Below are 26,718 nucleotides of genomic sequence, written 5' to 3'. Positions count from 1 at the left end.
ACCGGCACGGACACCGACCCGTCCAGCGCCCTGCGGCCCCACGCCGAGCAGACCTACGCCGCCGAGCTCCAGGCACTGGCCAAGGACGACGACCGCCAGCGACCCCCGGGCTGGCACCTGTCCCCGTGGGCGGTCACCCAGTACCTGCTGGGCGCCACCCTCGACGACGGCACCGAGATCACCCCCAAGTACATCGGCTCCCGCCGGGTGGTGGAGGTGGCCGTGGCCACCCTGGCCACCGACCGCGCCCTGCTGCTCATCGGGGTGCCCGGCACCGCCAAGACCTGGCTGTCCGAGCACCTCGCGGCCGCGGTCTCCGGCGACTCCACGCTCCTGGTGCAGGGCACCGCGGGCACCTCAGAGGAGGCGGTCCGGTACGGGTGGAACTACGCCCGGCTGCTCGCCGAAGGGCCGTCCGAGGCGGCGATGGTGCCCAGCCCGGTCATGACAGCCATGGCCCGCGGCTCCATCGGCCGGATCGAGGAACTCACCCGCATGCCCTCCGACGTGCAGGACGGCCTGATCACCGTGCTCTCGGAGAAGGCCCTGCCCGTCGCCGAACTCGGCATCGAGGTGCAGGCCCGGCGCGGGTTCAACATCATCGCCACCGCGAACGACCGCGACCGCGGCGTCAACGACCTGTCCAGCGCCCTGCGCCGCCGGTTCAACACCGTGGTGCTCCCGGTCCCGGACAGCGCCGAGGACGAGGTCCGCATCGTCACCCAGCGGGTGGAGCAGCTCGGCCGCTCCCTGGAGCTGCCCGAGGTGCCCACCAGCCTCTCCGAGATCCAGCGCGTGGTCACGGTCTTCCGCGAGCTGCGCTCGGGGTTCACCGAGGACGCCGGCACCAGGGTCAAGTCACCGAGCGCAACCCTGAGCACCGCCGAGGCCATCTCGGTGATCACCAACGGGATCGCGCTCGCCGCGCACTTCGGTGACGGCCGGCTGCGCCCGGCCGACGTCGCCGGCGGCATCCAGGGCGCCGTCGTCCAGGACCGGGTGTCCGACGGTGTGGTGTGGCGCGAGTACCTGGAGACCGTCGCCCGCGAGCGGGACGGCTGGGGCGACTTCTACCGGGCCTGCCGCGAGGTGGGCGCCTGATGGGACAGCCCCGACCGGACACCGCCAAGGTGAGTGTCCTGGGCGTGCGCCACCACGGCCCGGGTTCGGCCCGGGCCGTGCGGGCCGCCCTGGACGAGATCAAACCCGACATCGTGCTGATCGAGGGGCCGCCCGAGGCCGAGGCGATCACTTCGCTGGTCGGCGGGCTGGAACCGCCGGTGGCGCTGCTCGTGCACCTGGCCGACACCCCCAAGGCGGGGACTGTGCGGTCCAAGGAAGGTTGGGGGATGTGGCCGTTCGCGTCCTTCTCACCGGAGTGGGCCGCCCTGGTCCACGCGCATGAGGGCGGCGTGCCGGTGCGCTTCTGCGATCTGCCCGCCGCCCACACCCTCGCCGAGCGGATCGCGCGGGCGGAGGCCGAGGAGGAGGGTGCTGACGACGGGAGAGGGGCTTCGGAAGAGGGCCGGGAGGAGACACCCCGGGTCCGGACCGACCCGCTCGGGGTGCTCGCCGAAGCCGCCGGCTACGACGACACCGAGCGCTGGTGGGACGACGTCGTGGAGCAGCGCCGCGACGGCGAGCCCTCGCCCTTCCCCGCGATCACCGAGGCCATGGCCGCCGTCCGCGCCGAAGCCGGACCCGAGACCGGCCGGGACGCGCGCCGCGAGGCGTACATGCGCAAGACCCTGCGCACCGTCCTCAAGGAGGGGTACGAGCGGGTGGCCGTGGTGTGCGGCGCCTGGCACGCGCCCGCCCTGCGCGACCTCTCCGACTACCCCGTCTCCGGTGACACCGCCCTGCTCAAAGGGCTGCCCAAGGTGAAGACCACCGCCACCTGGGTGCCGTGGACGCACGGACGGCTCGCCACCGCCAGCGGTTACGGGGCCGGGGTCACCTCGCCCGGCTGGTACCACCACCTGTTCACCGCACCCGACCTGCCGGTCCACCGGTGGCTCACCGAGGCGGCCCGGGTCCTGCGCGAGCAGGGCCAGCCGGTCTCCTCCTCGCACGTCATCGAGGGGGTGCGGCTGGCGGAGAGCCTCGCCGTGCTGCGCGGGCGGCCGCTCGCCGGGATCGACGAGGTCTCCGAAGCGGTCACCGCCGTGCTCTGCGAGGGCGAGCAGACCCGGGCGGAGCTGGTGCACGGGCGGATGGCGATCGGGGAACGCCTCGGTTCGGTGCCCCCGGACACTCCCATGGTGCCCCTGCAGCGCGACGTCCTGGCCGCCCAGAAACGGCTCCGCCTCAAACCGGAGGCCTTCGACCGCGACCTCGACCTGGACCTGCGCAAGGACATCCACCGCGAACGCAGCGTCCTACTGCACCGGCTGCGGATGCTGGGCGTCGAGTGGGGTGTCCCGCGCACGCCCTCGAGCGGGTCACGCGGCACCTTCCGCGAGTCGTGGCGGTTGCGCTGGGAGCCCGACATGGACGTGGCGCTCATCGAGGCCGCGCCGTGGGGGACCACCGTGGCCGCGGCCGCCACCGCCCGGGTGGTGGAGCTCGCCGCCGACGCCCGGCTCCCCACCCTGACCGCGCTCACCGAGCAGTGCCTGTTCGCCGAACTCGCCGAGGCGCTGCCGGACGTGCTCGCCCTGCTCACCGACCGCGCCGCCACCGACAGCGACACCACCCACCTGATGTCGGCGCTGCCGCCCTTGGCCCGCGCCGCCCGCTACGGCGACGTGCGGGGTACCGACACCGGCCACCTGGGCACGGTCGCCCAGCAGCTCCTGGCCCGGATCTGCGCGGGTCTGGCCCCGGAGGTCCGCGGCCTGGACGACGACGCGGCGGCGGCGTTCGTCAAGGCGATCGACCGCACCCACAACGCGGCCAACCTCCTCGGTACGGGTCTGGAGGGCTGGACGGAGGCGCTGGAGTCCCTGGCCGTGAAGGAGTACGTCCCCGGTCGGATCGCCGGCCGGGTGAACCGGATGCTGGCGGACTCCGGCCGCATCCCCCCGGAGGAGCTGCGCCGCAGGCTCGGCCTGGCGATGTCGCCCGGCACCGAACCCGCCCGCGCCGCCGCCTGGCTGGAGGGGTTCCTGCAGGGCAGCGGACTGATCCTGGTCCACGACCCCCAGCTGCTCGGGCTCATCGACACCTGGCTGCTCGGTCTGTCCGAGGAGCGGTTCACCGCGGTCCTGCCGCTGCTCCGGCGCACCTTCGGGGCCTTCGACGGGCCTGAACGCCAGGAGATCGGCGCCGCTGTGACCAGGGCCGACCGCGGTGGCCACCCGGAGCCTCGGCCCCGACGCCCGATCGACACCCGCCGTGCGGCCCCGGCCGTCGCGGCCGTGACGGCACTACTGGAGAGGAGCGGCGCATGAGCGCGGAAGTGGAAGCGGTGGAAAGGGGCCCGGCCGTGAGCGAACGGTCCCGCCGCTGGCGGCTGGTCCTCGGCGCGGAGTCCCAGTGCGCCACCCTGACCGGCGACGACCAGGCGGTGGATGCGGCGCTGGCGGCCCTGTACAACCGGGCCGACCGGGCGTCCTCCGGCGGCCGTCCCGGCTCGGACGACCGCGGGGCCGACCTCAGCGGTTCGGCGCCGAGGGTGTCCCGGTGGTTGGGCGACATCCGGGAGTACTTCCCGTCCTCAGTGGTCCAGGTGATGCAGTCCGATGCCATGGACCGGCTCGGACTCCACCAGCTCCTCCTGGAACCGGAGATGATGGAGGCCGTAGAGCCCGACGTGCACCTGGTCGGCACCCTGCTCTCCCTGAACCGGGTGATGCCCGCCGAGGCGCGCGAGAGTGCACGCACCATCGTCCGCAAGGTGGTCGACGACCTGGAGAAGCGGGTGGCACAGAAGACCCGTTCCGCCGTCCGGGGCGCCATCGACCGGTCCTTGCGCACGCACCGCCCCCGCCGGGTCGCGGACATCGACTGGAACGCCACCATCCGCCGCAACCTGGCGCACTACCTGCCCGAACACAACACGGTGGTCCCGCAGACCCTCGTGGGCCACGGGCGGCGCTCCCAGGGGGTGCAGAAGGACGTGGTCCTGGCCATCGACCAGAGCGGCTCGATGGCGTCCTCGGTCGTCTACGCGAGCGTCTTCGGTGCCGTGCTGGCTTCGATGAGCACCCTGAAGACGTCGCTCGTCGTCTTCGACACCGCCGTGGTGGACCTGACCGAACAGCTCACCGACCCCGTCGAGGTGCTCTTCGGCACCCAGCTCGGGGGAGGCACGAACATCAACCGGGCCATCGCCTACGGCCAGGAGCTGATCGACCACCCGCAGGACTCCATTTTCGTGCTGGTCAGCGACCTCTACGAGGGCGGTGTCCGAGAGGAGATGGTGAAGAGAGTCGCGGCGATGCGGTCAGCGGGGGTTCAGGTGGTGGTGTTGCTGGCACTGTCCGATGAGGGAGCGCCTTCCTATGACCGCCGCAACGCCGCGTCCCTGGCCGAACTCGGCGTCCCGGCCTTCGCCTGCACCCCGGACGCGTTTCCGGAGCTGATGGCCGCCGCCATCCAGGGTCAGCCCCTCGACGCCTGGGTCGACCAGCACCTCGACCAATAGGAAACCCCCACCCGCCGGGCGGGGCCGTACCCCCCGCGGCCCCGCCCGGCCTCTCAGTCCAGGCAGAACTCGTTGCCCTCGACGTCCTGCATCACGATGCACGACTCGTTGAACCCGTCGGCGACCATCACCCGCACGCACACCGCGCCGAGCGCCTCCAGCCGTGCGCGCTCGGCTTGGAGCGTGGAGAGGCGCTCTTCCCCGACGAGCCCGGTGCCGGTCCGTACGTCGAGGTGCACCCGGTTCTTGGCGGACTTGCCCTCGGGAACCCGCTGGAAGAACAGCCGCGGCCGCTCACCCGAGGGATCGACACAGGCGAACGCGGAGTCCTGGTGCTCGGGCGGCAGCGAGCGGTTGAACTCTTCCCAGTCGGCGAACCCCTCGGGCGGTGGTGGGACGACGTACCCCAGCACCTCACACCAGAACCGAGCGACACGCTCGGGCTCCGCGCAGTCGAAGGTGACTTGGAACTCCTTGATCGCAGTCATCGGAACACCCTAGTGCTGCGTGCTGTCAGCGGAGCTCTGCATGGCTTCAGAGCTTGGCGGTGCGATTGAAGATCGCCTCGTGGCTGCGGAGGTCCTCGGAGGTCTCTAGGAGGAGGTTACTCCGGCACCGCGAAGCGATAGTCGAAGAGCGCCATGTCGGCCCTGATCAGGAACTGGGCGACATCGAGAGGACCGTCGTCCGTGTGGTAGGTCCTGATCACCTCGAAAACCGGGGTGCCCGGTGGAATCTGAAGCCTGCTGGCCTCTGGGCCTGTGGGCATCCGTGCCCCGATTTCCTCCTGGATTTCGCGCACGGTGCTGATCGAGTCGATGTCGGCTATGTGTCCGCCAGGGCCCTCGCCCTCGACGATGCTGGGTGAACGCTCAGCCGTGGCAAAGCTGAAGTAGCTGTCTGCCGACTGGTTGATGGTCCCGTCGAGCCGGGTCACCCGCCTGCGCACGTAGACAGGTTCGTTTTCCTCCACGTCGGTGAGCCGGTCGGCCACGAAGGAAGGCGCCGGTACCCGAACTGTCTCAGTGTCCTGCTGGACGTCCTGTCCCTGTGCAGATCCCTCGGCACTAAGGACGCCCTTTGGCTTTGCGCCGGACCAGACTGACCTGGCATAGCGCTGGAATCCGTAGCGCTTCACCTGCTTCGGTTCCCTGACGTACGTGCCGCTTCCTCGGCGGCTGGTCAGGACGCCTTCTTGGCGGAGTAGGTCGATCGAGCGACGGGCGACTATCACGCTCACGTCGTATCGAGCGGCGATCGTGTGCAGGGTGGGGAGCTTCTCCCCAGGCACGAGGTTCCCACGTCGAATCTGGTTCCGCAGGTCATCGGCGATGCGAACCTGCATTGGCCGAGCGTCAGTCGTCTCGTCACTCATGCGACGCACTCTAGCGGCACGCATGTTTGTATACAAACTTCTTGCGAGTTGGGCGAATGTGTGCTCTCATCTGTGTAAGCAAGTATACAAACTTGGCCAGTGGTTCAGGCGCATAGCAAGACCCCGACGAGTGTTGGAGCCACACGTCGGGGCCGGATCGACAACCAACCCTTGGAACCAGGAGTTGCCGACGTGTCCATTCTTCCTCAGACCCCCACGCCCGCATACCCCGGGCGGCGGTGGGAGGCTCGCCAGTATCCCGGGATCCTCGAACAGTCCTCCCGCTTCCGCGCTGACCTGCGGTCCGATCTCCGACAGCTGGCCGGGATTCCCTCCGAAGTCCGCGACGACGTCGAGCTGTGCGCCAGCGAGGCCTTCGCGAACGCGCTCGTGCACTCGCGTTCCAGTCGGAAGGGCGGCACGGTGATGCGTCTGCTCTCCACCCCGGTCGTCATGGGCGCGCAGACCATCCTCCGTCTCTCCGTCCTCGATGACGGGCCTATGGACACCCGCCCAATGGTCCCGGCGCAGCGCTCGGTCGAGCAGTGGGAACAGGGCGAATCCGGCCGGGGCCTCCTCCTCATCCACCACCTGGCCACCGAGTGGGGCACCCAGAGGTGGGCCAGCCCGACCTCACGCATGGTCCTGGGCACGGTGCTGTGGGCGGAGTTCGTCTACCGCACCCGCATGTGCACCTGCGGGGGTGCCTCATGACCACCACCGCCATCGAGCCCGGGATGCGCCGGGTCCTGGACCGCCCTCGGGGAAGCCGCTTCAGGCCCCCGGGCACGGTCACCGCACCTCCGACGGAGTCCACTCCGTCGCCTCCGCCGCCCACTCCCTCCGCCGCACGGTTCGCCTCCCTGGGCCGCACCCCTCGTGAGCGCGCGATGCTGGCCCAGATGCGCGGCAACCCCCGCGTGGAGCACCGGCTCCGGTACGGCACGCTGCCGGAGTGGATGTACCGGCGCCCCGAACCCGCGCCCACGCCACCGCGCCTGGAACCCCGGCAGCCCGGAAAACGGGGCGCGCACCGCAAGCCCAGGAGGGTGGTCGGCTGGCAGCTCGCGAGCTACGCCCTCGCCACCAGCACGGGCCTGATCATCGGCCAATTCGTCGGTCTCACCTGAACCCCGAGGAGGGGAACCAGGCCGCGCCGCACAGAGGAGGGCGGCGCGGCCACAGCTCACCGACTGTCACCTGCCCCCAGGCGGGCAACCATTGAGCCACGACCCCGCTCATCCGGCGGGCTCCGGTTCAGGGCACTCGGTGTCCAGCTCGGGCACCGGGGTGAGGCTCACCGAGAATCGGGGCACCTTGGTGACGCCGTGCTCGCGGTCCCACAGCAGGTCGACGTCGTCCTCCCCTACGAAGTACAGCACCGGCCGGTCGGTGGTCAGTGGCGGCCCGGTCCTGCTGACCGGATCCTCCTCGGGTTCCACGCACACCACGGACGGCAGTACACCCGCGTGCATCCGGGCCGGGCCGCCCTCGGACCGGTACTCGGCGACGTGGGCCAGGCCCCGCTCGGAGTCCCGCTCCAGGACCACCGTGACCGCGGTGAGCCCGTAGTAGAGGACCACGAGGACGGCCATCAACCACTGGAGGAGCCGGAAGTGCCCACGGCTGGCCAGGTGGAAGTACCGGAGCAGCCCGAACACACCCAGCGAGATGACCAGTGCGAACAGCACCAGCGGCAGGGTGCCCGCGAGGGAGAAGAGCCGACCGGTGGCGTTGGTGGCCGCCTCACCGGGGGAGATCCCGAACGCGTCCAGGTAGACGTCCTGGCTGAAGTTGCTCAGGGCGATCGCTGAGGGCCCGGCCAGGGCGGTCAGCCCCAGGGGGAGCCACGTGTTGATCCGGCCCTCCGGGATGCGGCGGAACATCTGCCACACCCCGAACAGGCAGGGGAGGGAAACCAAGAACCCGACGGCGAGCGGGGTCGAGATCTCCTCGGGCATCCACAGGGCGATGTACAGGCCGATGAACACCGCACCGGCCGTGATCAGGAGTGCTGTGGCGAGGAGGAAGCGCCAGTCGTCCCACGGGTCCGGTGCCGCCGCGTTCGTAGCGGGCTCCGTGGTGCCGGGACGGTCCGGGGGCCCTACCACCATGAGCCCGTCCGGGGCACCGGCCTCGGGGTTGCGGTCCGCGAAGTATGCCAGCTTCGATCTCGCCTCGGTGAGTGAGGCGGCAGGGATGGTTCCCCGGGAACGCCAGGCCATCAGAACCCGGACGGGGGCCGCGAGCCACCCCCGCTCGGGCATCCATCCCCGGGGCAGCACCAGGTATCGGCGGGGCGCGGACGGCCGGGGCCGCAGCCGGGCGGCGAACAGGACCCGGACGCACACCCCGGCCCTGTTCAGCGCATGATGGAACTCGGACAGGGCCGCGCCCGTGGAGCCCAGCGCCGCACCGGAGACCGCGACGTACACGTCGTGCCGTCCCTTGCCCAGGCTCTGGACCTGCCAGGGCTGGCCTCCCACCGTTCCCAGGAACGCTGCCCCGTCCCGCGGTTCGACCTCCACCCCGATGCGCACCACGTGGTCGTGGTGGCGGGGCAGTTCTCCCTTCAACGGCTCGGGGGAGGGCCGCTCGGGAGCGGGTGTCTCAGGGGCTCCGGAAGGCCGCGGGTTCCGCCGGGACCGCCGAAGGCGTCGGAAGAGGCGCATGCGAACCTTGTCTGCCGGGGGTTTCGGGGGAAGCCTACGGCGCCCGGGTGTCAGCCCTCCCGGTGCCGTCCGGAAAGCCGTTGGACAAGCGGCTTCGGCTCCCATCCGACCCCCATGCCCCACGAGAAGAGAACTCCCCCTTGTTCCAGCTGCTCCTGCACCTCTTCCCCGAGTCGGCCGCCTACCTGTACACCTGCTGGTTCGGCCGTGCCCGGCTGCGTCGCCTACGGGAGGCGCATGCCCAAGGCGATCCGGTGCGCATCGAGTGCGTGGGGCGTCCGGTGCGTGACGGCGCGGTGCGGCGGGAGCGCTGTGCGCTCCGGCTGCAAGGGGACCGGATGACGGTGTCGCTATCCCCGGGACGCGGGGAGGCGCTGACGGCTCCGCTGTCCCGGACCGCCCTGCACCGGGGTGATCTGGCGGGTTCCTACGCGGTGTACGGCGAGGGCGAACCCGTGGAGATCTTCCTTTCCAGGGCCCAGGAGGTACTGCTGATGGCCCTGCTCCCGCTGGACGGTACCGGCCAGCGGCCCTGAACCCGGACGCCGACGGCCCGGACCCCGGGCGGCCCCGTTTCGGTCACAAAGTTTCCTGTTTTCCGTGCTCCACCGGTGGGACCCGGTGCCACCTGGGCATGATGGGGGGATGATCGGAGGACGTATGACGGACTGGCAGCCGGGCAGCTTCGTGTCCAGGTTGGAGAGCGCCACCGCGAATCGGCTCCTCCTGCTCTCCCCGCCGCGTCACCTCCCCGCCAACCGTGTACTCATCTCCCAGGGCGACGAGTCGGAACAGGTCATGCTCCTGGGCCCGCCCGGACGCGGGAAGTCGGCCGACCCGGCGTGCGTCAAGATCACCTCGGTGCTGCGCAACGGCACCGAAGCCATGTTCGGTATCCGGCGGTGGGGCGACCTGGTCGGCGAGCTCAGCATGTTCCGGGGGACCAGGCCCAGCGCCACGGTCACCTCGTGTGCCCCGCTCACGGTCCGGGTCTACCCGCACCACGTCTTCGAGTACTTCCTGGAGGAACACCCCGACGCTTGGCGGGCGATGGTCGCTGTGATGGGTGAGCGGCAGGAGCACGCGGACCGGCAGCGGGCCGAACTCGCGGGCTACGAGGTGGAGGCCCGGGTGGCCCGGACCCTCGTCGACATGGCCAAGCGCCACGGGGTGCCCACCGAGAAGGGCATCGACCTAGGCATCCGGCTGTCCCACACCGACCTGGGCAAACTCGTCGGGGCGCGCACGGACGCCGTCGGCAACGCGATCCGACGCTTCCGCTCCGACGGGATACTGCTGTCCAGCTACCGGAGTGTGGTGATCGTGGACATGGAACGCCTGAACCGGGTCTACGAGGCCGCGTAGCCGCCGGACCGACGGTGATCATTCGCGGCTCGAATTGCCGACTGATCCGTGGTCCGGTGGCTCAGCGGGCGACAGAATTCCCTTCGGGCGTCTTGCCCGCACCCTCGCTCCGCATGGCCTGCACCTCCTCCTCCGGTGCCCTCTCCTGTGCGGGGAAGAGCGGTAGGGCTGTCGGGACGGTGAGGACGGCACCGTTCCGGCAGCCGCCCCCGTCTTCCCGGAACCACCCCTCTCTCCCGGGAAACGCCCTCTCCGCTGCGAAGCCCCTGGAACACCGTGCCCCTCCGGCATAGCCTGGCCTCCTCAGCGAGTTCACTCGACCCGAGCGGAGAGCGGTTCCCGTGACAGCGACCCGGCCCGACCAGCGGCCCGCCACACTCGACGCGATCGAGCGCGACACCGAGGGCATCGGCTTCAGCATGTCCTGCGAGGAGGCGGTCGGGCACCTGCTCCGTGCCCTCGCCGCCGCGAAACCCGGGGGACGCCTCCTCGAGCTCGGCACCGGAACGGGGGCGGGCACGGCGTGGCTGCTCGCCGGTATGGACCGACAGGCCCGGTTGGACACCGTCGACAACGACCCCGAGTACCTCGGCGTGGCCCGGCGCCACCACACGGCCGACCCCCGGGTGACGATCGTCGAGGCCGACGGCGGTGAGTGGCTCCGCGCCCGAGCCACCGACGACCGCCCCGGCTACGACCTGGTCTTCGCGGACACCTGGCCGGGCAAGTTCACCCACCTGGACGAGGCGCTCACCCTGGTCGCCCCTGGCGGCTTCTACGTGGTGGACGACCTCGCCCGCCAACCCGCGGGTACCTCCGCCCCCGAGGACCACTGCCTGGCGGTGGACGCCCTCATCGAGAACCTGGAGTCCCGCGTCGGCTGGGAACGCCTTCCGCTGCTCGGCTGGTCCTGCGGCGTCCTGGTGATGGTCCGCAAATAGGGGCCTGCGAGCCCGGTCCGTCGTTCGCAAGCAAGGGCCCGCGAGCCCCTAGGGTCGAAGGGGCACGTGAACGCGTGCGTGAACCGACCGGGGGCACCGTGAACCTGCGTTTCCAGGAACTCGACTGGCGGCCCACACCCATGGGCGTCATCAGTCTGCGGGTCCGATGGGATCCGATGGCCAAGGCCGAGGTCCACGAGATCAAACTCGACGACGACTTCCTCATGTCCAGCCTGTTCGTCCAGGGGGAGATCGAGGTGGCCCGGCTGGCCCTGGCCGAACTCCACCGCCACCCGGTACCGCCGGGCGGGTACGACGTGGTGGTCGGCGGGCTCGGGCTCGGGCACACCGCACTGACCGTCCTGGACGACCCGGATGTGCGGTCGCTCGTGGTGGTCGAAGCCCTCCCGGAGGTCGTCGCCTGGCACGAGGCGAAGCTCATCCCGGCGGGGGAGCGGCTCACCGCCGACCCCCGCTGCCGCCTGGTCCAGGGCGACTTCTTCGCCCTCGCCGCCGGTGAGAGCCTCGATCCGCAGAACCCCGAGGGTCCGCAGACCGCCGGAGGCCCGCAGAGCCCCGAGGGCCGGGAGGAATCCGGCAACCGCTTCCATGCCGTTGTCGTGGACATCGACCACTCACCCCGGCACCTGCTCAACCCCGCACACGCGCCCTTCTACGAACCCGCCGGGGTCCGCCGCCTCCTGGGCCACCTCCAGCCTGGCGGAGTCTTCGCCCTGTGGTCCAACGACCCGCCGGACGAGGACTACATGGACGTGCTGCGCGCGGACTTCCAGGGCGTACGCGCCGACGTGGTCAGTTTTCCCAACCCCTACCAGGAGCGCCCCGCCACCAACACGGTCTTCCTGGCGACGGCACCGGAGTAGGACTGAGCGGTTAGTGCGCGGGTAAGCACGGATCGTCACCGGATGACCCGATGGAAGGGTTGGGCATGCTCGAAAAGTTGCGGAACGGGGCCCGGCGCGCCTATCAGAGGCGCGGTTTCGAGCGGGAGACCGCGGTCCTGATCCTCAAGTGCGTGGTCGCGGCCACGGTCGCCTGGGTGGTGGGCACCCTTCTCGGAGCCTCTTCCCAGGTCGGCTTCGCGCCCTTCACGGCGCTTCTCGTGGTCCGGCCGAGCGTGTACGGGTCGGTACTCCAGTCGGGCCGCTACGTCGCGGCGGTCTTCGCGGGTGCCCTCCTCGCCGGACTGGTGGGGTTCACGGTCGGCCCGAACCTGTGGTCGTTCTCCCTGTTGCTCCTGGCCGCGCTGGTGGCCGGGCAGGCGCGGTTCTTCGGCGGACAGGGCATCCAGCTCCCCGTGGTCGCCGCCTTCGCCCTGGCCGGCGGCACTGCCGAGAACCCCGAGGACCTCGGCTACCTCCTGCTGATGGTCTGCGTGGGTGCCGCCTCTGCCCTGGCCACCAACATGGCCTTCGCGCCAGCGGTCAGGTTCCGGGACGCGGAGAACGCGGTCCTGGACTTCGCGGACGGCCTGCGCTCCCTGACCGGCGAGATCGCCGACGGTATGAGCCAGGGGTGCGACGGCCTGGACCTGGACTACTGGGGGCGGGCCGCGGACGGGTTCGACGGCACCGTCCGCAACGCGGAGGAGGCGGTCCTGCGCCAGCAGGACCGGGCCCGGTTCAACCCGAGGCGCATCATCTCGGGGGACCGCCACTCACCCAGTGCCCTGGAGACCTACCGGGACTGGGTCTCGGCGCTAAGCAGGGCCTCCCGGCACGTGCAGTCCTTGGTCCGGACGCTGCGCACCACACACCAATCGGGTTCGCGCTTCCCCGCGCCCGAGGACGGTTTCCTCCGCGACCTCGCCCCGCTGGTCCAGCGGGTGTCGGACATCTTCAGGGCGGTCCACGACTACGGCGAACCCGACCACGCGACTGCTTCCGAGGACCTTCGCGTGATGGTGGAGGACGCGCTGCGCCAGGTCGATTCCGAGCGTTCACGGATGCGGGAGGAGTGGGACGACGACCGGTGGCCCGTCTACAGCGCACTGCTCACCGACATCGAGCGTCTCTTCGAGGAGATCCACCAGGGCTACGAGAACAGCACGAGTGAGGACGCTGAGTGAGGGTAGTCGTGCGCGTAGTGGGCAGGGGGCGTTCATGGCACAGATACCGACACACACGGTCAATAAGCGCCACCAACAGAACCCTCGCCCTCCTTGGCACCGCTCTTCTCGTGAGTTCCTGTTCCATCACCGAGGCCGATGGTGTGGGGGCTGAGGGCTCCACCGGGGCCGGCCCCCTCGACCTGGGGCAGCCGGAGGACATCGCCACCGACTTCGACATGCCGTGGGGGATCGACTTCCTCCCCGACGGTTCCGCGCTGGTCGCCCAACGGGACTCCGCGGACGTCGCCCGCGTGGCGCCGGACGGCACGACCGAGGAGGCGGGCACCGTCGAGGGGGTCTCGCACGGAGGTGAGGGCGGCCTCCTCGGGCTGGCCCTGGACCCCGACTTCCCGGAAGAGCCCTACGCCTACGCCTACTTCACCACCGACTCGGACAACCGGGTCAGCCGGATCGAGTACGACCCGGACGCCAACTCCCTCGGCGACGCCGAGGTGATCCTCGACGGCATTCCCGCCGCGAGCACCCACAACGGCGGCCGGATCGCCTTCGGTCCGGACGACGAGCTGTACGTGGCCACCGGTGACGCCGAGGTACCGGACGACGCCCAGGACACCGATTCGCTGGCCGGGAAGATCCTGCGGATCACCACCGACGGCGAACCGGCGGCCGACAACCCGTTCGACAACCACGTCTACACCTACGGCCACCGCAACGTGCAGGGCCTGGCCTGGGACGAGGAGGAGAACTTCTACGCCAGCGAGTTCGGCGCCGACCTCGTGGACGAGGTGAACCTGGTCGAGGCGGGCAACAACTACGGCTGGCCCGAGGTGGAAGGGCCCGGCGGCGGTGACGAGTACACCGACCCGCTGATCAGCTGGGAGCCTTCGGAGGCCTCGCCCAGCGGCGCCACGGTCGCCGGCGAATCGCTCTACGTGGCGGCCCTGCGCGGTGCCCGCCTGTGGGAGATCCCGCTGAACGGTGACGGAACCGTCGGCGAGCCCGAGGCGCACTTCGTCGACGACTTCGGCCGTCTGCGCACCGTGGAGGCCCACCCGGACGGCGACGCCCTGTGGCTGAGCACCAGCAACCTGGACGCCTGGGGTACCCCCGGCAGTGACGACGACCGGGTCATGAACGTCCCGCTGGAGTAGGAGTAGCCGAACCGGCGGGTATATGTCGACAAGGCGCTGGTTCGGTGAATCGCCGACAGAGGCACCATCAATCACCCTGAGTGCATATTGATTACTCTTAGTGGTTGTCTGGTGATGAAAGGTGCCTCATGTCTGCTTTCCGCTCGCATCGTCGAACACCGCGGGGTCGGCTCTGCCGCCTTCCTGCTCTGCTGACCGCTCTGCTCCTGGCCTTGACCGCCTCCGCCGCACCCGCGGCTGCGCAGGGCGCTCGGCAGGAAATCAGCACGGTCACGGTCCACACCGGCGGTGAACGACTCCCCAGCGGTGAAGTCGACACCCTCGACGGGGTGAACCTGGCGCTCTACGAGTCGGAGGACAGCGAGACTCCGTTCTCCGATGAGGACTGGGCCACCTGTGAGTCCACGGGCGGAGTCTGTACCTTCGAGATCCCCGTCGGAGCTGACGGCGTTTCTCCGGATACCCGGCTCTGGGTCGGTCAAGAGGAGGACGGTGTCCCCGAGGGATGGTTCACCAACCCCGGCCTGCGTACCGGGCAGGGCACCGGCGAGAACTCGGTCGAACGCGAATACCGGTATCAGACACCCGAGCTCACCGCGGGGTCGAGTTTCGACTCCCCGGCAGACGATGCCTTCATGCGTGACCCCGACTCCTGGACCACCCCGTCGGGTTACTGGCAGCAGTCGATCGACAACCCGCCGCTCCCACAGGCCTGCGGGCTCAACGTCGCGCTCCTGCTCGACCTCTCGGGTTCGATGTCGGGCTCTGTGGGCGATCTCACAGACGCTGCGGACACGATGGTCGACTCCCTGGTGGGGTCCCCCTCCCAGGCGGCGGTCTTCTCCTTCGCCAGCGGTTCGCCCGCGCAGGGGGGCGACAACCGGCCGGATCTCGTGCCGGTCGCCACCCAGGACGAGGCGGACGCCTTCAAGGCCACCTACTCCGACTGGGACGCAGTCGGCGGCACCAACTGGGACCAGGGCGTGGCCAAGGTCGCCGAAGACATGGCCGCCGCCGGTGAGCACTACGACCTCACCGTGATGATCACGGACGGCAACCCCACCTTCTACGCGGATGAGCAGGGCAACGGCAGTCAGACCCGCGTCATCGAGGTGGAGAACGGAATCTTCTCCGCCAACGAACTCAAGGGCGCGGGCAGCCGCCTGATGGTGGCGGGTGTCGGATCGGGCATCGACGAGACCACCGAACTCAACCTCCGGGCGATGTCCGGACCGGTGGAGTTCGACGCCGACGCGGGCAATACCGCCGACGCCGACTACCTGCACACGGATAACTTCGCCGAGGTCGGGCAGGCCGTCCGGGAGCTTCTGGCCTACCTGTGCGAGGGCACCCTTTCGGTGACCAAGTACATCGTGCCCTCCGAGAACGAGGGCGACGACATCACTGGGGCCACTCAAGCAGGTCAGGGATGGGCCTTCGACGCCGCCGTCGCCGATCCGGACGGTGTCGGGGCGGACCCGGAGAGCGCCACGACCGATGGCACCGGAACGGTCAACTTCCAGCTGGACTACCCGGCGGACACCGAGACCGCGACTCTGCGTGTCACGGAGCAACAGCAGGAGGGGTACGAGCTGTTCGCCCCGGACGGGAACACGGCCGTCTGCGAGATCCGCGAAGAGGACGGAAGTGCGGATCCGCACGGCTCCGAGTCTGTCGCTACGGGTGACGGGAACACCGCTTTCGAGGTGGATGTCCCGCGCAGCAGCGCCGTCGAGTGCCGGATCTACAACAAGCTGTCCCCAACCGGGCTCACGGTCGACAAGCAGTGGGAGATCGACGACCGGACCGTCGCACAGGGCGACCGCCCGGACGGGTTCGAAGCGGACCTGGAGCTGTCCGGCCCGGGGGACGCGGACCCGTCGCCGCAGGACTGGGGCGAGTCCCGCGGCGGGTACTCGATCGGCGACGACGCCACCGGCACCGAAGAGGTGGCGATCCCCGAGCGGTGCACCCTCGACGAGGTGCGCACGGCACGGGGGGACGACCCCGACAACCCGGTCGGCGTGGATCCCACGGACCTGGACTTCGAGGTCTACGCCCAGTCCAGCGAGTACCTGATCACCAACGTGGTCTCGTGCGACACTAGATTGACGCTGGTCAAGACCGTGGACAACAGCGGAGGCGGCACCGCCACCCCCGAGGACTGGGTACTGACGGCGGACGGTCCGACCATCGTGGAGGGCAACAGCGGAGACGAGGCGGTGACGGACGCCTGGGTCCGGCCCGGCCACTACGAGCTGACCGAGCACGGACCCGACGACTACGGGTTCGACTCGTGGAGATGTGTGCTCGACGGTGACCAGGACCCGGTCAACGACGGGCGTGAGGTCGGCGTCGGGCTCGGAGACCACATGACCTGCACCGTGCACAACGTGTACCAGGAGCCGGAGCCGACCCCGTCGCCCACTCCCACGCCCACTCCCACGCCCAGTCCGACGCCCACGCCGTCACCGAGCCCGACGGAGAGCTCGTCACCGGACCCGTCGCCCGGTCCCGACCCCGCATCGATCCCCGGGCCGTCGGGTCCCGACTCACCCGGGCCGGCCCACGAACCGGATCTTCCGGTGACCGGGGCGTCGCTGGGCGGTCTGGTCGGAACGGCCGCATTGCTGCTCCTGGCCGGGGCGCTGTCCATCGCGATCGTGTGGCGCCGACGTACCCGACCCATGGAGTGATCCGGGTGCGTTGAGGCGCATCAGCCCCGGGAGGGCTCGACGCTCTCCCGGGGCGCCGCCGCTCAGGCAGCGCGGAGCGTGCTCGATATCCTGGGCTCCCGTGTGACGCCGCGCCTCCGGCTGGCGCCCGCCCGGTGGACGTTCGGCCCGTATCCGTCCGCGCAGCCCTGAGGAAACCGATGAACGAACTGCACCCGGAACTCGCCCGGGCCCGTTTCATACCGAGACCGCCGATAGGCCGCTCCACGGTTCGTCCGTTCCAGTGGCTGTCGGCACGCATGAGACCGGGCCCCGTGCCCGAGGACATGCACATCGAGGAGCGGACCGTTCCGGTGCCCCCCGGGTCACCTTCGGTCAGCCTGCGGATCTACCGCTCAAAGGTGCTCGACAGCCCTTCCCCGGCACTGTTCTGGATCCACGGGGGCGGGTACCTCATCGGCAGCCCCGTCCAGGACGAGCCCGGAAGCATCGACTTCGCCCGCCGGCTCGGGATCACCGTGGTCGCCGTGCGGTACCGCAAGGCACCCCAGAACCCGGCGCCCGCCGCCGTCGAGGACGCCTACGCGGGGTTGTCCTGGGTGTTCGAGCACGCCGACGAACTCCTGGTGGACCCGGAGCGGATCGCGATCGGCGGGGCGAGCGCAGGGGGAGGGGCCGCCGCGGCGCTGGCCCTCCTGTGCCACGACCGGGCGGAGCTGAGCCCGGTCTTCCAACTGCTCGTCTACCCGATGCTCGACGACCGCACGGTCCTGCGCACCGACATGGACACGCGGAACATGCGCCTGTGGACACCCTCCGCCAACCGTTACGCGTGGAGCGCCTACCTGGGCCGTGCACCGGGGAGCGAGGGCGTTTCGCCGTACGCCGCCCCCGCGCGGCGGGAGGAACTAGCTGGACTCCCGCCGGCCTGGATCGGGGTCGGTGACCTCGACCTGTTCCACGACGAGGACCTGTCCTACGGGGAACGGCTGCGCGCCGCCGGTGTCCCCTGCGACGTCACGGTCGTCCCGGGCGCGGTCCACGGTTTCGACGCGCTCTTCCCGAAGACGGAAGTGGCGCGCGGGTTCCGGGAAGAGCAGGCCCGCGCCCTCCGGTACGCCTTCGGCTCCGGGGACCTTCCCCCTCGGTAACCCGGGAGAGGGGATCCGAGCCCTGGTGGCCGGAGCCGGCGGTCGGGTGCGGGGAGGGCAAGGGCACGGGGTGGACCAGCGCTCTCAGACGGGTCCACCCCGTGGGGTCGGGCGGCGACGGCCTACTGTTCGACGGCGAAGGCCGCGACCCAGGCCAGGGTCGAGTTCCAGTTGATGGTCAGCTCGTTGGTCGAGTACGAGTCGATGTGGTCGATGTAGCAGAACTGGGGCGCGCAGCCGCTCAGGTTCGCGGCGGCGACCGGGTCCCAGGTCGCGGTGTCGGAGTTGGGTCCGCCCGCGAGCGAGCCGTCGGGCGGGTTGGGCAGGGACGGGTCGAGCTGGTTGGCGTACCAGCGGCTGTGCTGGTTGACCGCGTCGTTGGTGCCGTAACCGGTCACGTAGGACTGGTTGAGCGCGTTGCGGCCCAGGACGTAGTCCATGCCCTGGAGCACGGCCTCCCTGAAGTGCGCCTCCTCGGTGAGGTCGTAGGCCACGGAGAGGACCACCAGGTTGTTCAGCACCAGGTTGTTGGATCCCCAGGCGAAGACGCCGTCCTCGGGTGCGTAGGAGAGCCCGTACGGGTGCTCCGAGACGTTGGTGAGGTACTGCTCGGCTCCCTCCACCACGGTCGCCCTGATCTCGTCCAGTCCCTCGACGTCGCCGGGCACGGTGGCGAGCTGCAGGAGGCCCAGGGGTGCGGTGTAGCGCCAGTCGAAGCCGTCGGCGACGAACACCTCCGGGTCGTTGTGCAGTTCGTAGGAGGTGACGGCGTCCCAGTAGTTGGCTGCTCCGGTGGCCAGGTAGAGCTCGGCGGCGGCCCAGTAGAACTCGTCGGAGACGTCGTCATCGTCGTAGGGCCCGCCGCCGTCACCGTCAGCGGGCGCGTACTCCTCGGGGTAGGCCACCGCCGAGTCCCAGGCGGTCTTGGCCGCGTCCAGGCACTCCGCTGCGAAGTCGGCATCGTATTCCTCGAACACTCGGGCGCACTGGGCTCCGGTCGCCGCGAGGTTGAGGGTCGCGGCGGTCGAGGGCGGGTGCAGGTAGCGGGGCTCGGGGTCGTCCGCGGGCATCATCGGCATGGCCGTCCACGACTCGTCGTGGATCTTGTGGTGCGCCATCCCGGCGAACGCCTCGCCCGCGGGGACCTGCATGCTGAGCATGAACTCCATCTGCCAGCGGGCCTCGTCGAGCACGTCCGGTACCCCGTTGCCGGTCTCGGGTATGCGCAGTGAGGAGTCTCCCGCCCGGTCGGGGTTGCCCGTGGGTGCGGTGAGGGACCGCTCGTGCACGCTCATGAGCTGGTGGACGGAGATGCCGCCGTTCACCACGTACTTCCCGTGGTCCCCGGCGTCGTACCACCCTCCGGAGACGTCCAGGCTGTAGTCGCATGGCGAGTCCGGGTGGCAGGTGACCTCGGTGTCCCCTTGGTTGGGCGCTACGCCGACGTGCCCGGCGTCGCGCTCGTACCCGGGAGCGATGTCCCCGTCGATCTCGATGCCGCTGCGCTGCGGATAGTAGAAGGAGAGGGAGTCGGTGGCCAGGGTCTCGTACAGGTCGGCGTCGATCGCGAACGGATGGCTCGCCTCGTCGTCCGCGACCAGCGTGTAGTCGGACCCGGGTTCGGTGAAATCGGAGAAGTCGATGGTGTGCACCGCCTCCTCAGAGGAGTCGTCCACACCGGAGGGCTCGGTCTCGCCCTCCGCTACGGGAGCGCCGTCTTCGTCGGTGAGCTCCCAGGGCAGGGCGCCCTCCGCCTCGGTGACGACGGTCGCGTGCTTGGGGCCGTCGGGCAGGTAGCCCACCTGGTTGACCCTGACCCGGGGGCCGGTGTCGGGTTCGTGTACGGGGGGCTCGGCCCCGTCCAACAGGGAGACCTCGTCGAGGCAGAACGTCCAGTCGTCGTCGGCTCCGCCGATCTGGAAGGCGAGCTGGCCGTCGTCCCGGCTCTCCTGGACGGTGAAGGCGAACTCATGGGTCTCGGGCTCCGGGGTGAGGACCGCGCGCTCGTCCAGCTCGGTGCGGTAGGGCTCGTCGGGTTCCTGGACGAGCGCGCGGATCGGCGCGTCGCCGGAGGCGGTGAAGGCGAGGTCGTAGGACTCGTCCTCGACGAGGGGGACGTCGTCCTGGCCCACGATCAGGTCCCACGCGTCACCGGTGCCGCCGGGGACCTCGACGCACAGTTCTTCATCTGGGGTGACGACCAGTTCCACTTCCTCGCTGGCCCACCACTCGGTGGTTCCGTCGGAGAAGTCTCCGTTGACGATGTGCTCGATGCGGTCCTCGTCGGCCTGAACGGGGACGGCCGCGAGAAGTCCGCTGGTCAGTGCGGCCGAGGCGCCGAGCGCGAGGGCCGAGTTCCGTTTCCGTCTCAAGGGGTCCTCCTGGGGGAGAGGTGTTGGGAGCGCTCCCAATCGTATGATCATTGTTGTGTCGCCGGTCACAACATGTCAATGGGGGTAATTCCGATCGGGCCGCGTTATCGCGTGGGCGACCGGGAATCCCGCCGCCACGTCAGGGAAAACACGATCGTCAAGACCGGCCACACGATCCGGGAGCCCGACCTCGCCCACCGAATCCCAGCCGATCCGTGCCAGGACAAGTGAGGAGTCCGGGCCGAACCCCGAAGCCCTGCTGAGACGCCCCGGACCTTGTCCGGACCGGGGCGCAGCACCGCGGGCTCCGGTCGTGTCCGGGCCCAGCCGCGGCTCCTAAGGGGAGACGAGGTCGTCGCGGACCACCGACAGCGCGACCTCGCGCCCCGCGTCGTGTTCCGCCAACCGTGCGACCAGGGATCGGCGCACGTGGTGGTAGGTGTCAGATCCCAGGGGCAGCCTCAGCGGCACTTCACCGCTGTCGACGAGGCCGATCATCGCTCCCGCGATCTTCTCGGGAGAGTTGACCAAGACGAACGAACCGTCGGCGAGAGCCCGTCGGACGTCCCCGGCGGGCCCGGCGTCGTACTCCGGCATGACGGGTCCGGACGCCAGCGCACCGCCGAAACCGGTGGGAGTCGCCCCGGGCTGGACTATGGTCATACCGATGCCGAAGGGTTCGATCTCTTGGGCGGCGGTCTCGCAGAACCCCTCGATGCCCCACTTGGAGGCGTGGTAGTAGGAGAAGTTCGGGTAGGTCGTCTGGCCGCCCGCGGTGGACACCTGGAGGATCCGGCCGTGCTCCTGAGCCCGCAGATGCGGCAGGACCGCGCGGATCACGTGGATCGAACCGATCAGGTTGGTGTCGACCACCGCGCGGATCTGCTCGTCCGAAGCTTCTTCCACGGCAGAGAAGACACCGAAGCCGGCGTTGTTGACGATCACATCGATGGTGCCCAGATCCGCGAAGGCCCGGTCGACGACGTTCCGGACTTCTTCAGTGTCCGTCACGTCCATCCGCGCCACCCAGAGCCGATCGCCGTGCTCGGCGCGCAGGCCGTCGAGCGCCTCCGGGGAGCGGAGCGTCGCCGCCACCCGGTCTCCGCGGCTGAGGAGCTGTTCGGTGAGCAGGCGACCGAAGCCTGAGGACGTGCCTGTGATGAACCATGTTGTGGTCATGGGGCTGCCTTCCGTCGTTGGCTGCGGCCGACAGTAGGAGTTCGAGTCGACTCGAGGTCAAGCTCCTGCTTCCTATACTCGGGCCATGAGCGCCACATCTGAGCAGTCGATGGCCATCGGTGAGGTGAGTGAACGGACCGGACTGTCCGCTCACACCTTGCGCTTCTACGAACAGCAGGGGCTCTTGGTCGAGCCGGTCCGGCGTGACTCGGCGGGGCGGCGGACCTTCAGCGAACAGGAGGTCGGGTGGCTGCGGGTCTGCGCTCGGCTGCGTGACTCGGACATGCCCCTGCCCGATATCCGCCGGTACGCGGAACTGGTGCGCGAGGGCGAGGGAACCGAGTCCGAGCGGTTCGAGATCCTGCGGGGACACCAGGAGCGTGTGCGGCGGCGGATGGCCGAGCTCCAGCAGTCGCTCGACGTCATCGATTTCAAGGTCGGGCTCTACGAGGGCCACCTGGACGCAGGGTCCGCCGCCACGCTCTGGCGTGACGGCCCCGAGTGCGCTCCGGCGCCCCGCTGAGCCTGTGAGCGATGAGGGCGGATCGCGTGGATGGCAGCGAAACGAAAAGCGCATCCGTGGGCACGCTGGGTCTCCCTGAACGTGAGACAGCGGTGTAACCGGGGACGGGAACGCACTGCCTGTGACTTTCGTACACCCCTCAAGCGGCATGGGGACGACGTTCGGAGGGGGCGAGACCGTTCTCGCGGCCGATGTCCCGGACCCGCCCTGACTCGTAGCGTTCAACTACACAACGCGGCGGAACCAAACCACGCCGTATCCACGAAGTAGGGAACACGACGAGGGAAGGGTCAAGTCATGATCGAGAACCGCGTGAAGCGATCCTCAACGGGCCGTACGTGGGCTTCACTCGCGGTAGCCATGGGGGCTACGGCATTCCTGGGCGCGGCCGCGTTCGCAGCGCCGGCGGGCGCGAGCGCCGCGGGAAGCGTCGCCCCCAAGCAGTCCACCGTCGAGGCCGCGTCGGTTTTCCAGTCCCCATCCTGGCCCGAGTACCAGCAGGGTGAGATGGGCTGGAACATCGCGGTGGCCAAGCATCTGCTGGCGGAGGAGGGCTCATTGCAGCCCGGCGAGGTCCTCGACGACCGGTTCGACGACGTCACCGTCGAGGCCCTGCTTGACTACCAGCAGGCCACCGACCTGGCGGTCACCGGGGTCCTGGACGTCCGCAGCTGGGACTTCCTGGCCCAGGAAGCCGGAACCGTCAGCCAGGGCGACGAGAGCCACGCCGTCACCGCCGTACAGATCGCGCTGGCCGAGAAACTGGGCTACGACCTGAACGATGACGGCTACCAGACCTACAGCCCGGACCAGGGCACCTTCGGTGCCGCCACCCACGCCGCGGTGGTGGACTTCCAGGAGCAGGCCGGCATCGACGCCGACGGCCAGGTCGACCCGGGCACCCTGCAGTCCCTGGTGAACACCCACGTCCCCGAGAACGAGTCACCCGGGCACTAGGGGCACTGACCCCACCCGTTAGACGGCCCCGAACCCGGCAACCGGCCCCCGCGCGATGACCAGCGAACCTGAAACCCATGGCACGGGGGCCTTGCCATGCCCAGCACCGGGGCGTCTTCGGCCAGCGCATGTTCTGGAGGCCATTGCCGGTGTGTGCAAGCGGTGGTGTGAACCACACTGGGCTTTGATTCCTGGGAGAGAGCCAGTCGCAGGCACGGCTCACGCTTCGTTGTGCTCAACCGTAAGGACCGCGGATACCGCCACCTGAAGGGTTTGCTCCTCCGCCTCCGCGAGCGCATCGATTGTAGGGAAGGCTCGCTGTAGTGAGAGGCCGTTCAGGACTGTCCCAAGGAATCGAGCGTTTCGAGGGATGTCGTCCGGAGAGAGGAGGCCTTCCTCCGAAAGCGTATTGAGCCACCCTTCGAAGCGTCGTTGGCTGTCGCGTTCGATGGAGAGGTGCGCCTCTCTCACCTGATCAGTCTGTTCGACGGCGACGAATGCGTTGACGGCGGCGACCATGGCGTCTCGGGCCTGCTGTCCCGTGCCTGAACGAGCGAGCACCTGACGGAGGCACCGGAGGAGACGTTCGCGCCCGGGGAGGGAGGTGTCGCGCATCCACTCCGCCGGGGCGAGCCAATCACCTACTCGTTCCATGACCTGATCGCGCAACTCCTGCTGCGTCGGGAAGTGGTGGCGCATGGACCCGATGCTCACTCCGGCACGAGCAGCCACCGCCCGCACGGTCAGCCGTGCGGTGATGCCGTCCTCGGCCAGGATCGCGGCCGCAGCCGCGAGAATCCGCTCGCGCGTACTGAGCGGTGGTCTTGTCGTCATGGAAATCTCCTCTTGTCCTCTAGTGTGCCACCAGAGCAACTAGTACATTGTACTAGTACTGTGTACTATGGTGGTGGAGTGCGAGCGTGAGTTCGCCAAGGAGACTGGATCGGAAAGGGAAACGATGATCGATCAGTTGCGCCGGCGGCTTGCGCTGGCGCGCGTCGAACCGGGGGACAGGCGCGAGCTTGCGCCGTTCCGCTGGTGGCAGCTTCCCGGGCGTGCTCTGTTTCATCTGGATCGGGCGAGTTCGGGGCTTCCGTATCAGTACTCGGTGGACGTGCGGCATTGGAGCAATCAGGCTGCGGGGACGGTGCAGGTCCAGCTGTTCCGTGAAGGGCGTCAATCGGCTGTTGCAAAGCTGCCCGCGACCTTCGCTGTGGAGCAGGGGGTGATCGAAGTCGCCATGAGCTCTGTGGGCATGAAGCGCTGCCAGTACGTGACGGATGACGGTGTCGCACATCAGCTCCGGGCCGATCCCCGATCAGCGGAGGGGCTTCGCGCACGGTTCGAAAGCCGTCACCCGACAGCTAGTCGATGGGTTGGCTTCGCATCGGTACTGGTCCTCCTGATCAGCATCGCGCTCCTGCTGTTGCAGATCGCGGAGCCCTTGTCGGCGATTCCATTCATTGAGGAGCGAATCGGGAAGTTCGAGGCGCCGTTCACGCTGCCGATCTGGTTGAACACCGGTTTGACGATCCTGGCCGCAGCGGGGGCCACAGAACGCGCGCTGCGGCTCCGGTACCGCTGGTGGCTCGACGCGATAGGAAACTGAAAATGACTTCAAGCGACACCGGAATTAACGACCGCCGATTTGGCGCCCACCTCTCCATGAGCTGGTGGAAATCACTTATCCTGATCATTGTTCCGCCGATCGCGATGATCCTCCTGCAGGTCGTCCTGTACCAGGTCGCGACACTCATCGAGGGGCCAAGCGACCAGTCGGATGTACTCAGTCCGCTGCGTCTTCTCGCGGTGAACATCAGCATGATCGTCACTGGTTTTCTGACATTGCCTATCGTCGCCAGCTTTGCGAAGGTCTCGTGGCGTGACGTGTTGAGCTATCCCCGAGGATTCGACGTCCGCCGGCTCACCGTCTACCTGGTCTGGGCGCTCGGTTTCACCATGCTCGGCAACGCCGCGCTGGGGGTCTTCGCCATTGACCACACACCATGGGTGGGCTTCGGCATCACCGGCACTACCGTGGCGCTCATCGTGGTCATGCTGCTCACCACGCCCTTGACCGCGGCGGCGGAGGAACTGATGTTTCGTGGCGCCACCATGCCGGCCGTTGCGTCATGGGTCAGGCCCGAGCGGGTTGCACTCGGCCTGGGTATCGTGGTCTCCAGCTTTCTCTTCGCTGCCTCGCATATGGCTTCGGACCCGTGGCTGTTCAGCTACCACGTCTTCTTGGGTCTTGCCACTGCCGCAATGGCCATTCGAAGCCGAGGGCTGGAGGCGCCGATCGCCTGGCACATCGCCAACAACACCTCTACCGCGATCTTGAACACTCTTCTGTCGGGCGGCGGCGAATTCTCCGTCGCACGGGGCGAAGGCGTTGGTGGCCCGCACCTTCTCATTCCCGTTGTATTCGTCCTGGCGGCTGTGGTCGTCGTCTGGGTGCGCGAAGGAAGGGCGCAGAAGCCAGGAGTAATGATCCGATGACGGCGAGCACCACCGATCGCTCCTTCCTGCGCGGGTTTCGTCATGGCGGGGCCCGTGGTGACTGTTAGGGGGTGAGTCACCTCGGAGCTGTAAACCTGGGGCGCGTGTACCTGGGTCACCCTCAAACGGGGGTGTATGACGGGAGCTGGGCGCGTCATCCGTGGCCCCGTGCACCCGCTGGTGCACCCGCAACATGAAAACGGCCCCTGGCGTGCGAACGATGTTCGCTGCTCAGGGGCCGTCTTTCGTACGGAGCGGATGACGGGAATCGAACCCGCGTTATCAGCTTGGGAAGCTGAAGTTCTACCATTGAACTACATCCGCGTTGCGCCGCCGGAGGGGACCGGCCAACGATGGCCATCCTAGCCCACCTTCGGGGGCTGAGGGCAAGTCGGAGCGGTGGCGGGTGGTGCGGACGAGAAGCCGCCGGACCGTTCGCGCAGGCGGTAAGTTCGGAGCGTGCTTCTCTCCGATCGCGATATCAGGTCCCAGATCGACTCCGGGCGGGTCCGGATCGACCCCTTCGACCCCTCTCTTGTCCAACCGTCGAGTATCGACGTGCGCCTCGACCGGTTCTTCCGGGTCTTCGAGAACCACAAGTACCCGCACATCGACCCGTCGGTCGAACAGCCGGATCTGACCCGGTTGGTCGAGACCGACGGCAAGGAGGCGTTCATCCTCCACCCGGGCGAGTTCGTCCTGGCCGCCACCCACGAGAGGGTGAGCCTGCCGGACGACATCGCCAGCCGGTTGGAGGGGAAGAGTTCCCTGGGGCGCCTGGGGCTGCTCACGCACTCCACCGCCGGCTTCATCGATCCGGGCTTCTCGGGGCACGTCACCCTGGAGCTCTCCAACGTGGCGACCCTGCCGATCATGCTCTACCCGGGGATGAAGATCGGTCAGCTGTGCATGTTCCAACTGACCTCGCCCGCGGAGCGCCCCTACGGTTCCGCCGCCTACGGTTCCCGCTACCAGGGGCAGCGGGGTCCGACCCCGTCGCGCTCGCACCAGAATTTCTCCCGCACCATGATCGGCAGCGACGCGCCCTAGGTGTACTGACCACAGAGGTTGAGTACAGCGCGGGGTTGATTTGACAACAAGAGAGGGCCTCCGACATAGGTGTGGATTGTCTCGATCAACACCTGAAGTAAGTCAGGAGGCCCTCCGTGGCTCACACT

At 69.0% G+C, this 26,718-nt stretch carries 24 protein-coding genes and 1 tRNA gene; 18 read left to right on the top strand and 7 right to left on the bottom strand.

Annotation, left to right across the window (positions count from 1 at the left end):
• Window positions 1–30 precede the first annotated feature (30 nt).
• The 3 genes from ACYVD1_RS20835 to ACYVD1_RS20825 are packed head-to-tail and all read left to right on the top strand — an operon-like array spanning window position 31 to window position 4,588.
• Complete coding sequence (locus tag ACYVD1_RS20835; RefSeq protein ID WP_460775479.1) at window positions 31–1,101, top strand: ATP-binding protein; 1,071 nt, start codon at window positions 31–33, stop codon at window positions 1,099–1,101.
• Complete coding sequence (locus ACYVD1_RS20830; RefSeq protein WP_460775403.1) at window positions 1,101–3,392, top strand: DUF5682 family protein; 2,292 nt, start codon at window positions 1,101–1,103, stop codon at window positions 3,390–3,392. The genes ACYVD1_RS20835 and ACYVD1_RS20830 overlap by 1 nt, the downstream gene beginning before the upstream one ends.
• Entirely contained in the window at window positions 3,389–4,588 is a 1,200-nt protein-coding gene (locus ACYVD1_RS20825) for a VWA domain-containing protein (protein ID WP_460775400.1), read from the top strand. Before ACYVD1_RS20830 ends, ACYVD1_RS20825 begins: the two co-directional genes overlap by 4 nt.
• Window positions 4,589–4,641: 53 nt before the next feature.
• Here the strand turns inward: ACYVD1_RS20825 and ACYVD1_RS20820 are convergent, their stop codons facing one another.
• Complete coding sequence (locus ACYVD1_RS20820) at window positions 4,642–5,076, bottom strand: VOC family protein (RefSeq protein ID WP_460775397.1); 435 nt, start codon at window positions 5,074–5,076, stop codon at window positions 4,642–4,644.
• A 116-nt stretch (window positions 5,077–5,192) separates the two neighbouring features.
• On the bottom strand, window positions 5,193–5,963 hold the full coding sequence (locus ACYVD1_RS20815) for a GntR family transcriptional regulator (RefSeq protein ID WP_460775395.1): 771 nt from the start codon (window positions 5,961–5,963) through the stop codon (window positions 5,193–5,195).
• 192 nt (window positions 5,964–6,155) lie between these two features.
• Between ACYVD1_RS20815 and ACYVD1_RS20810 the strand changes: the two genes are divergently transcribed.
• The gene (locus ACYVD1_RS20810) at window positions 6,156–6,677 is read left to right on the top strand and encodes an ATP-binding protein (protein WP_460775391.1); all 522 of its coding nucleotides are present in this window, start codon (window positions 6,156–6,158) and stop codon (window positions 6,675–6,677) included.
• Window positions 6,674–7,093: a hypothetical protein gene (locus ACYVD1_RS20805; RefSeq protein ID WP_460775388.1), complete on the top strand. Its 420-nt coding sequence runs from the start codon at window positions 6,674–6,676 to the stop codon at window positions 7,091–7,093. The genes ACYVD1_RS20810 and ACYVD1_RS20805 overlap by 4 nt, the downstream gene beginning before the upstream one ends.
• A 108-nt stretch (window positions 7,094–7,201) precedes the next feature.
• Here the strand turns inward: ACYVD1_RS20805 and ACYVD1_RS20800 are convergent, their stop codons facing one another.
• Window positions 7,202–8,539, bottom strand: a complete 1,338-nt coding sequence (locus ACYVD1_RS20800; RefSeq protein WP_460775384.1) for a hypothetical protein — start codon at window positions 8,537–8,539, stop codon at window positions 7,202–7,204.
• 236 nt (window positions 8,540–8,775) lie between these two features.
• Between ACYVD1_RS20800 and ACYVD1_RS20795 the strand changes: the two genes are divergently transcribed.
• The 8 genes from ACYVD1_RS20795 (at window position 8,776) to ACYVD1_RS20760 (ending at window position 18,010) form a co-directional block, all read left to right on the top strand.
• Window positions 8,776–9,171 carry a hypothetical protein gene (locus ACYVD1_RS20795; protein WP_460775380.1) on the top strand — a complete coding sequence of 132 codons (396 nt, stop codon included), beginning with the start codon at window positions 8,776–8,778 and terminating at the stop codon, window positions 9,169–9,171.
• 124 nt (window positions 9,172–9,295) lie between these two features.
• Window positions 9,296–10,000: a Crp/Fnr family transcriptional regulator gene (locus ACYVD1_RS20790; RefSeq protein WP_460775377.1), complete on the top strand. Its 705-nt coding sequence runs from the start codon at window positions 9,296–9,298 to the stop codon at window positions 9,998–10,000.
• 341 nt (window positions 10,001–10,341) lie between these two features.
• A complete protein-coding gene (locus tag ACYVD1_RS20785; protein ID WP_460775373.1) occupies window positions 10,342–10,941 on the top strand; it encodes an O-methyltransferase in 600 nt (199 codons plus the stop codon).
• A 98-nt stretch (window positions 10,942–11,039) separates the two neighbouring features.
• Window positions 11,040–11,825, top strand: coding sequence for a polyamine aminopropyltransferase (locus ACYVD1_RS20780; RefSeq protein ID WP_460775476.1), 786 nt, complete (start codon window positions 11,040–11,042; stop codon window positions 11,823–11,825).
• 65 nt (window positions 11,826–11,890) lie between these two features.
• Window positions 11,891–13,030 (top strand): FUSC family protein, encoded by a 1,140-nt coding sequence (locus ACYVD1_RS20775; RefSeq protein ID WP_460775371.1) that lies wholly within the window; start codon window positions 11,891–11,893, stop codon window positions 13,028–13,030.
• A 110-nt stretch (window positions 13,031–13,140) separates the two neighbouring features.
• Window positions 13,141–14,184 (top strand): PQQ-dependent sugar dehydrogenase, encoded by a 1,044-nt coding sequence (locus ACYVD1_RS20770; RefSeq protein ID WP_460775368.1) that lies wholly within the window; start codon window positions 13,141–13,143, stop codon window positions 14,182–14,184.
• A 128-nt stretch (window positions 14,185–14,312) separates the two neighbouring features.
• On the top strand, window positions 14,313–16,880 hold the full coding sequence (locus ACYVD1_RS20765; RefSeq protein ID WP_460775366.1) for a hypothetical protein: 2,568 nt from the start codon (window positions 14,313–14,315) through the stop codon (window positions 16,878–16,880).
• Between the two features lie 179 nt (window positions 16,881–17,059).
• Window positions 17,060–18,010 carry an alpha/beta hydrolase gene (locus tag ACYVD1_RS20760; RefSeq protein ID WP_460775363.1) on the top strand — a complete coding sequence of 317 codons (951 nt, stop codon included), beginning with the start codon at window positions 17,060–17,062 and terminating at the stop codon, window positions 18,008–18,010.
• Window positions 18,011–18,132: 122 nt separating this feature from the next.
• Here ACYVD1_RS20760 and ACYVD1_RS20755 read toward each other — a convergent pair whose 3' ends face one another.
• Both ACYVD1_RS20755 and ACYVD1_RS20750 read right to left on the bottom strand, forming a co-directional pair.
• A complete protein-coding gene (locus ACYVD1_RS20755; protein ID WP_460775360.1) occupies window positions 18,133–20,433 on the bottom strand; it encodes a glycoside hydrolase family 9 protein in 2,301 nt (766 codons plus the stop codon).
• A 285-nt stretch (window positions 20,434–20,718) separates the two neighbouring features.
• Window positions 20,719–21,561, bottom strand: coding sequence for an SDR family oxidoreductase (locus tag ACYVD1_RS20750; protein WP_460775356.1), 843 nt, complete (start codon window positions 21,559–21,561; stop codon window positions 20,719–20,721).
• A gap of 85 nt (window positions 21,562–21,646) precedes the next feature.
• On the opposite strand from ACYVD1_RS20750, the gene ACYVD1_RS20745 reads away from it, so the two are divergent.
• Both ACYVD1_RS20745 and ACYVD1_RS20740 read left to right on the top strand, forming a co-directional pair.
• Complete coding sequence (locus tag ACYVD1_RS20745; RefSeq protein ID WP_460775353.1) at window positions 21,647–22,084, top strand: MerR family transcriptional regulator; 438 nt, start codon at window positions 21,647–21,649, stop codon at window positions 22,082–22,084.
• 297 nt (window positions 22,085–22,381) lie between these two features.
• Window positions 22,382–23,041, top strand: coding sequence for a peptidoglycan-binding domain-containing protein (locus tag ACYVD1_RS20740; RefSeq protein ID WP_460775350.1), 660 nt, complete (start codon window positions 22,382–22,384; stop codon window positions 23,039–23,041).
• Window positions 23,042–23,260: 219 nt separating this feature from the next.
• On the opposite strand, the gene ACYVD1_RS20735 is transcribed toward ACYVD1_RS20740, so the two are convergent.
• Entirely contained in the window at window positions 23,261–23,875 is a 615-nt protein-coding gene (locus tag ACYVD1_RS20735) for a TetR/AcrR family transcriptional regulator (RefSeq protein WP_460775347.1), read from the bottom strand.
• Window positions 23,876–23,999: 124 nt separating this feature from the next.
• On the opposite strand from ACYVD1_RS20735, the gene ACYVD1_RS20730 reads away from it, so the two are divergent.
• Both ACYVD1_RS20730 and ACYVD1_RS20725 read left to right on the top strand, forming a co-directional pair.
• On the top strand, window positions 24,000–24,650 hold the full coding sequence (locus ACYVD1_RS20730; protein ID WP_460775344.1) for a hypothetical protein: 651 nt from the start codon (window positions 24,000–24,002) through the stop codon (window positions 24,648–24,650).
• 2 nt (window positions 24,651–24,652) lie between these two features.
• Window positions 24,653–25,540 (top strand): lysostaphin resistance A-like protein, encoded by an 888-nt coding sequence (locus tag ACYVD1_RS20725; RefSeq protein WP_460775341.1) that lies wholly within the window; start codon window positions 24,653–24,655, stop codon window positions 25,538–25,540.
• Between the two features lie 253 nt (window positions 25,541–25,793).
• Here ACYVD1_RS20725 and ACYVD1_RS20720 read toward each other — a convergent pair.
• Window positions 25,794–25,864 (bottom strand) — tRNA-Gly (locus ACYVD1_RS20720).
• Window positions 25,865–25,999: 135 nt separating this feature from the next.
• Here ACYVD1_RS20720 and dcd point away from each other — a divergent pair.
• Window positions 26,000–26,590 (top strand): dCTP deaminase, encoded by a 591-nt coding sequence (gene dcd, locus ACYVD1_RS20715; RefSeq protein ID WP_460775337.1) that lies wholly within the window; start codon window positions 26,000–26,002, stop codon window positions 26,588–26,590.
• Window positions 26,591–26,718 lie beyond the last annotated feature (128 nt).

This window comes from Nocardiopsis nanhaiensis (genome assembly GCF_054778635.1).
This window is presented reverse-complemented; position numbering and strand designations above follow the sequence as displayed.

What these genes read in the sequence shown, in the direction of transcription:
- ACYVD1_RS20830 (WP_460775403.1), top strand. Translation starts at nt 1,101, where the DNA reads ATGGGACAGCCCCGACCGGACACCGCCAAGGTGAGTGTCCTGGGCGTG.
- ACYVD1_RS20825 (WP_460775400.1), top strand. Translation starts at nt 3,389, where the DNA reads ATGAGCGCGGAAGTGGAAGCGGTGGAAAGGGGCCCGGCCGTGAGCGAA.
- ACYVD1_RS20820 (WP_460775397.1), bottom strand. Translation starts at nt 5,076, where the DNA reads ATGACTGCGATCAAGGAGTTCCAAGTCACCTTCGACTGCGCGGAGCCC.
- ACYVD1_RS20815 (WP_460775395.1), bottom strand. Translation starts at nt 5,963, where the DNA reads ATGAGTGACGAGACGACTGACGCTCGGCCAATGCAGGTTCGCATCGCC.
- ACYVD1_RS20805 (WP_460775388.1), top strand. Translation starts at nt 6,674, where the DNA reads ATGACCACCACCGCCATCGAGCCCGGGATGCGCCGGGTCCTGGACCGC.
- ACYVD1_RS20790 (WP_460775377.1), top strand. Translation starts at nt 9,296, where the DNA reads ATGACGGACTGGCAGCCGGGCAGCTTCGTGTCCAGGTTGGAGAGCGCC.
- ACYVD1_RS20775 (WP_460775371.1), top strand. Translation starts at nt 11,891, where the DNA reads ATGCTCGAAAAGTTGCGGAACGGGGCCCGGCGCGCCTATCAGAGGCGC.
- ACYVD1_RS20765 (WP_460775366.1), top strand. Translation starts at nt 14,313, where the DNA reads ATGTCTGCTTTCCGCTCGCATCGTCGAACACCGCGGGGTCGGCTCTGC.
- ACYVD1_RS20760 (WP_460775363.1), top strand. Translation starts at nt 17,060, where the DNA reads ATGAACGAACTGCACCCGGAACTCGCCCGGGCCCGTTTCATACCGAGA.
- ACYVD1_RS20755 (WP_460775360.1), bottom strand. Translation starts at nt 20,433, where the DNA reads ATGATCATACGATTGGGAGCGCTCCCAACACCTCTCCCCCAGGAGGAC.
- ACYVD1_RS20750 (WP_460775356.1), bottom strand. Translation starts at nt 21,561, where the DNA reads ATGACCACAACATGGTTCATCACAGGCACGTCCTCAGGCTTCGGTCGC.
- ACYVD1_RS20745 (WP_460775353.1), top strand. Translation starts at nt 21,647, where the DNA reads ATGAGCGCCACATCTGAGCAGTCGATGGCCATCGGTGAGGTGAGTGAA.
- ACYVD1_RS20740 (WP_460775350.1), top strand. Translation starts at nt 22,382, where the DNA reads ATGATCGAGAACCGCGTGAAGCGATCCTCAACGGGCCGTACGTGGGCT.
- ACYVD1_RS20735 (WP_460775347.1), bottom strand. Translation starts at nt 23,875, where the DNA reads ATGACGACAAGACCACCGCTCAGTACGCGCGAGCGGATTCTCGCGGCT.
- ACYVD1_RS20730 (WP_460775344.1), top strand. Translation starts at nt 24,000, where the DNA reads ATGATCGATCAGTTGCGCCGGCGGCTTGCGCTGGCGCGCGTCGAACCG.
- ACYVD1_RS20725 (WP_460775341.1), top strand. Translation starts at nt 24,653, where the DNA reads ATGACTTCAAGCGACACCGGAATTAACGACCGCCGATTTGGCGCCCAC.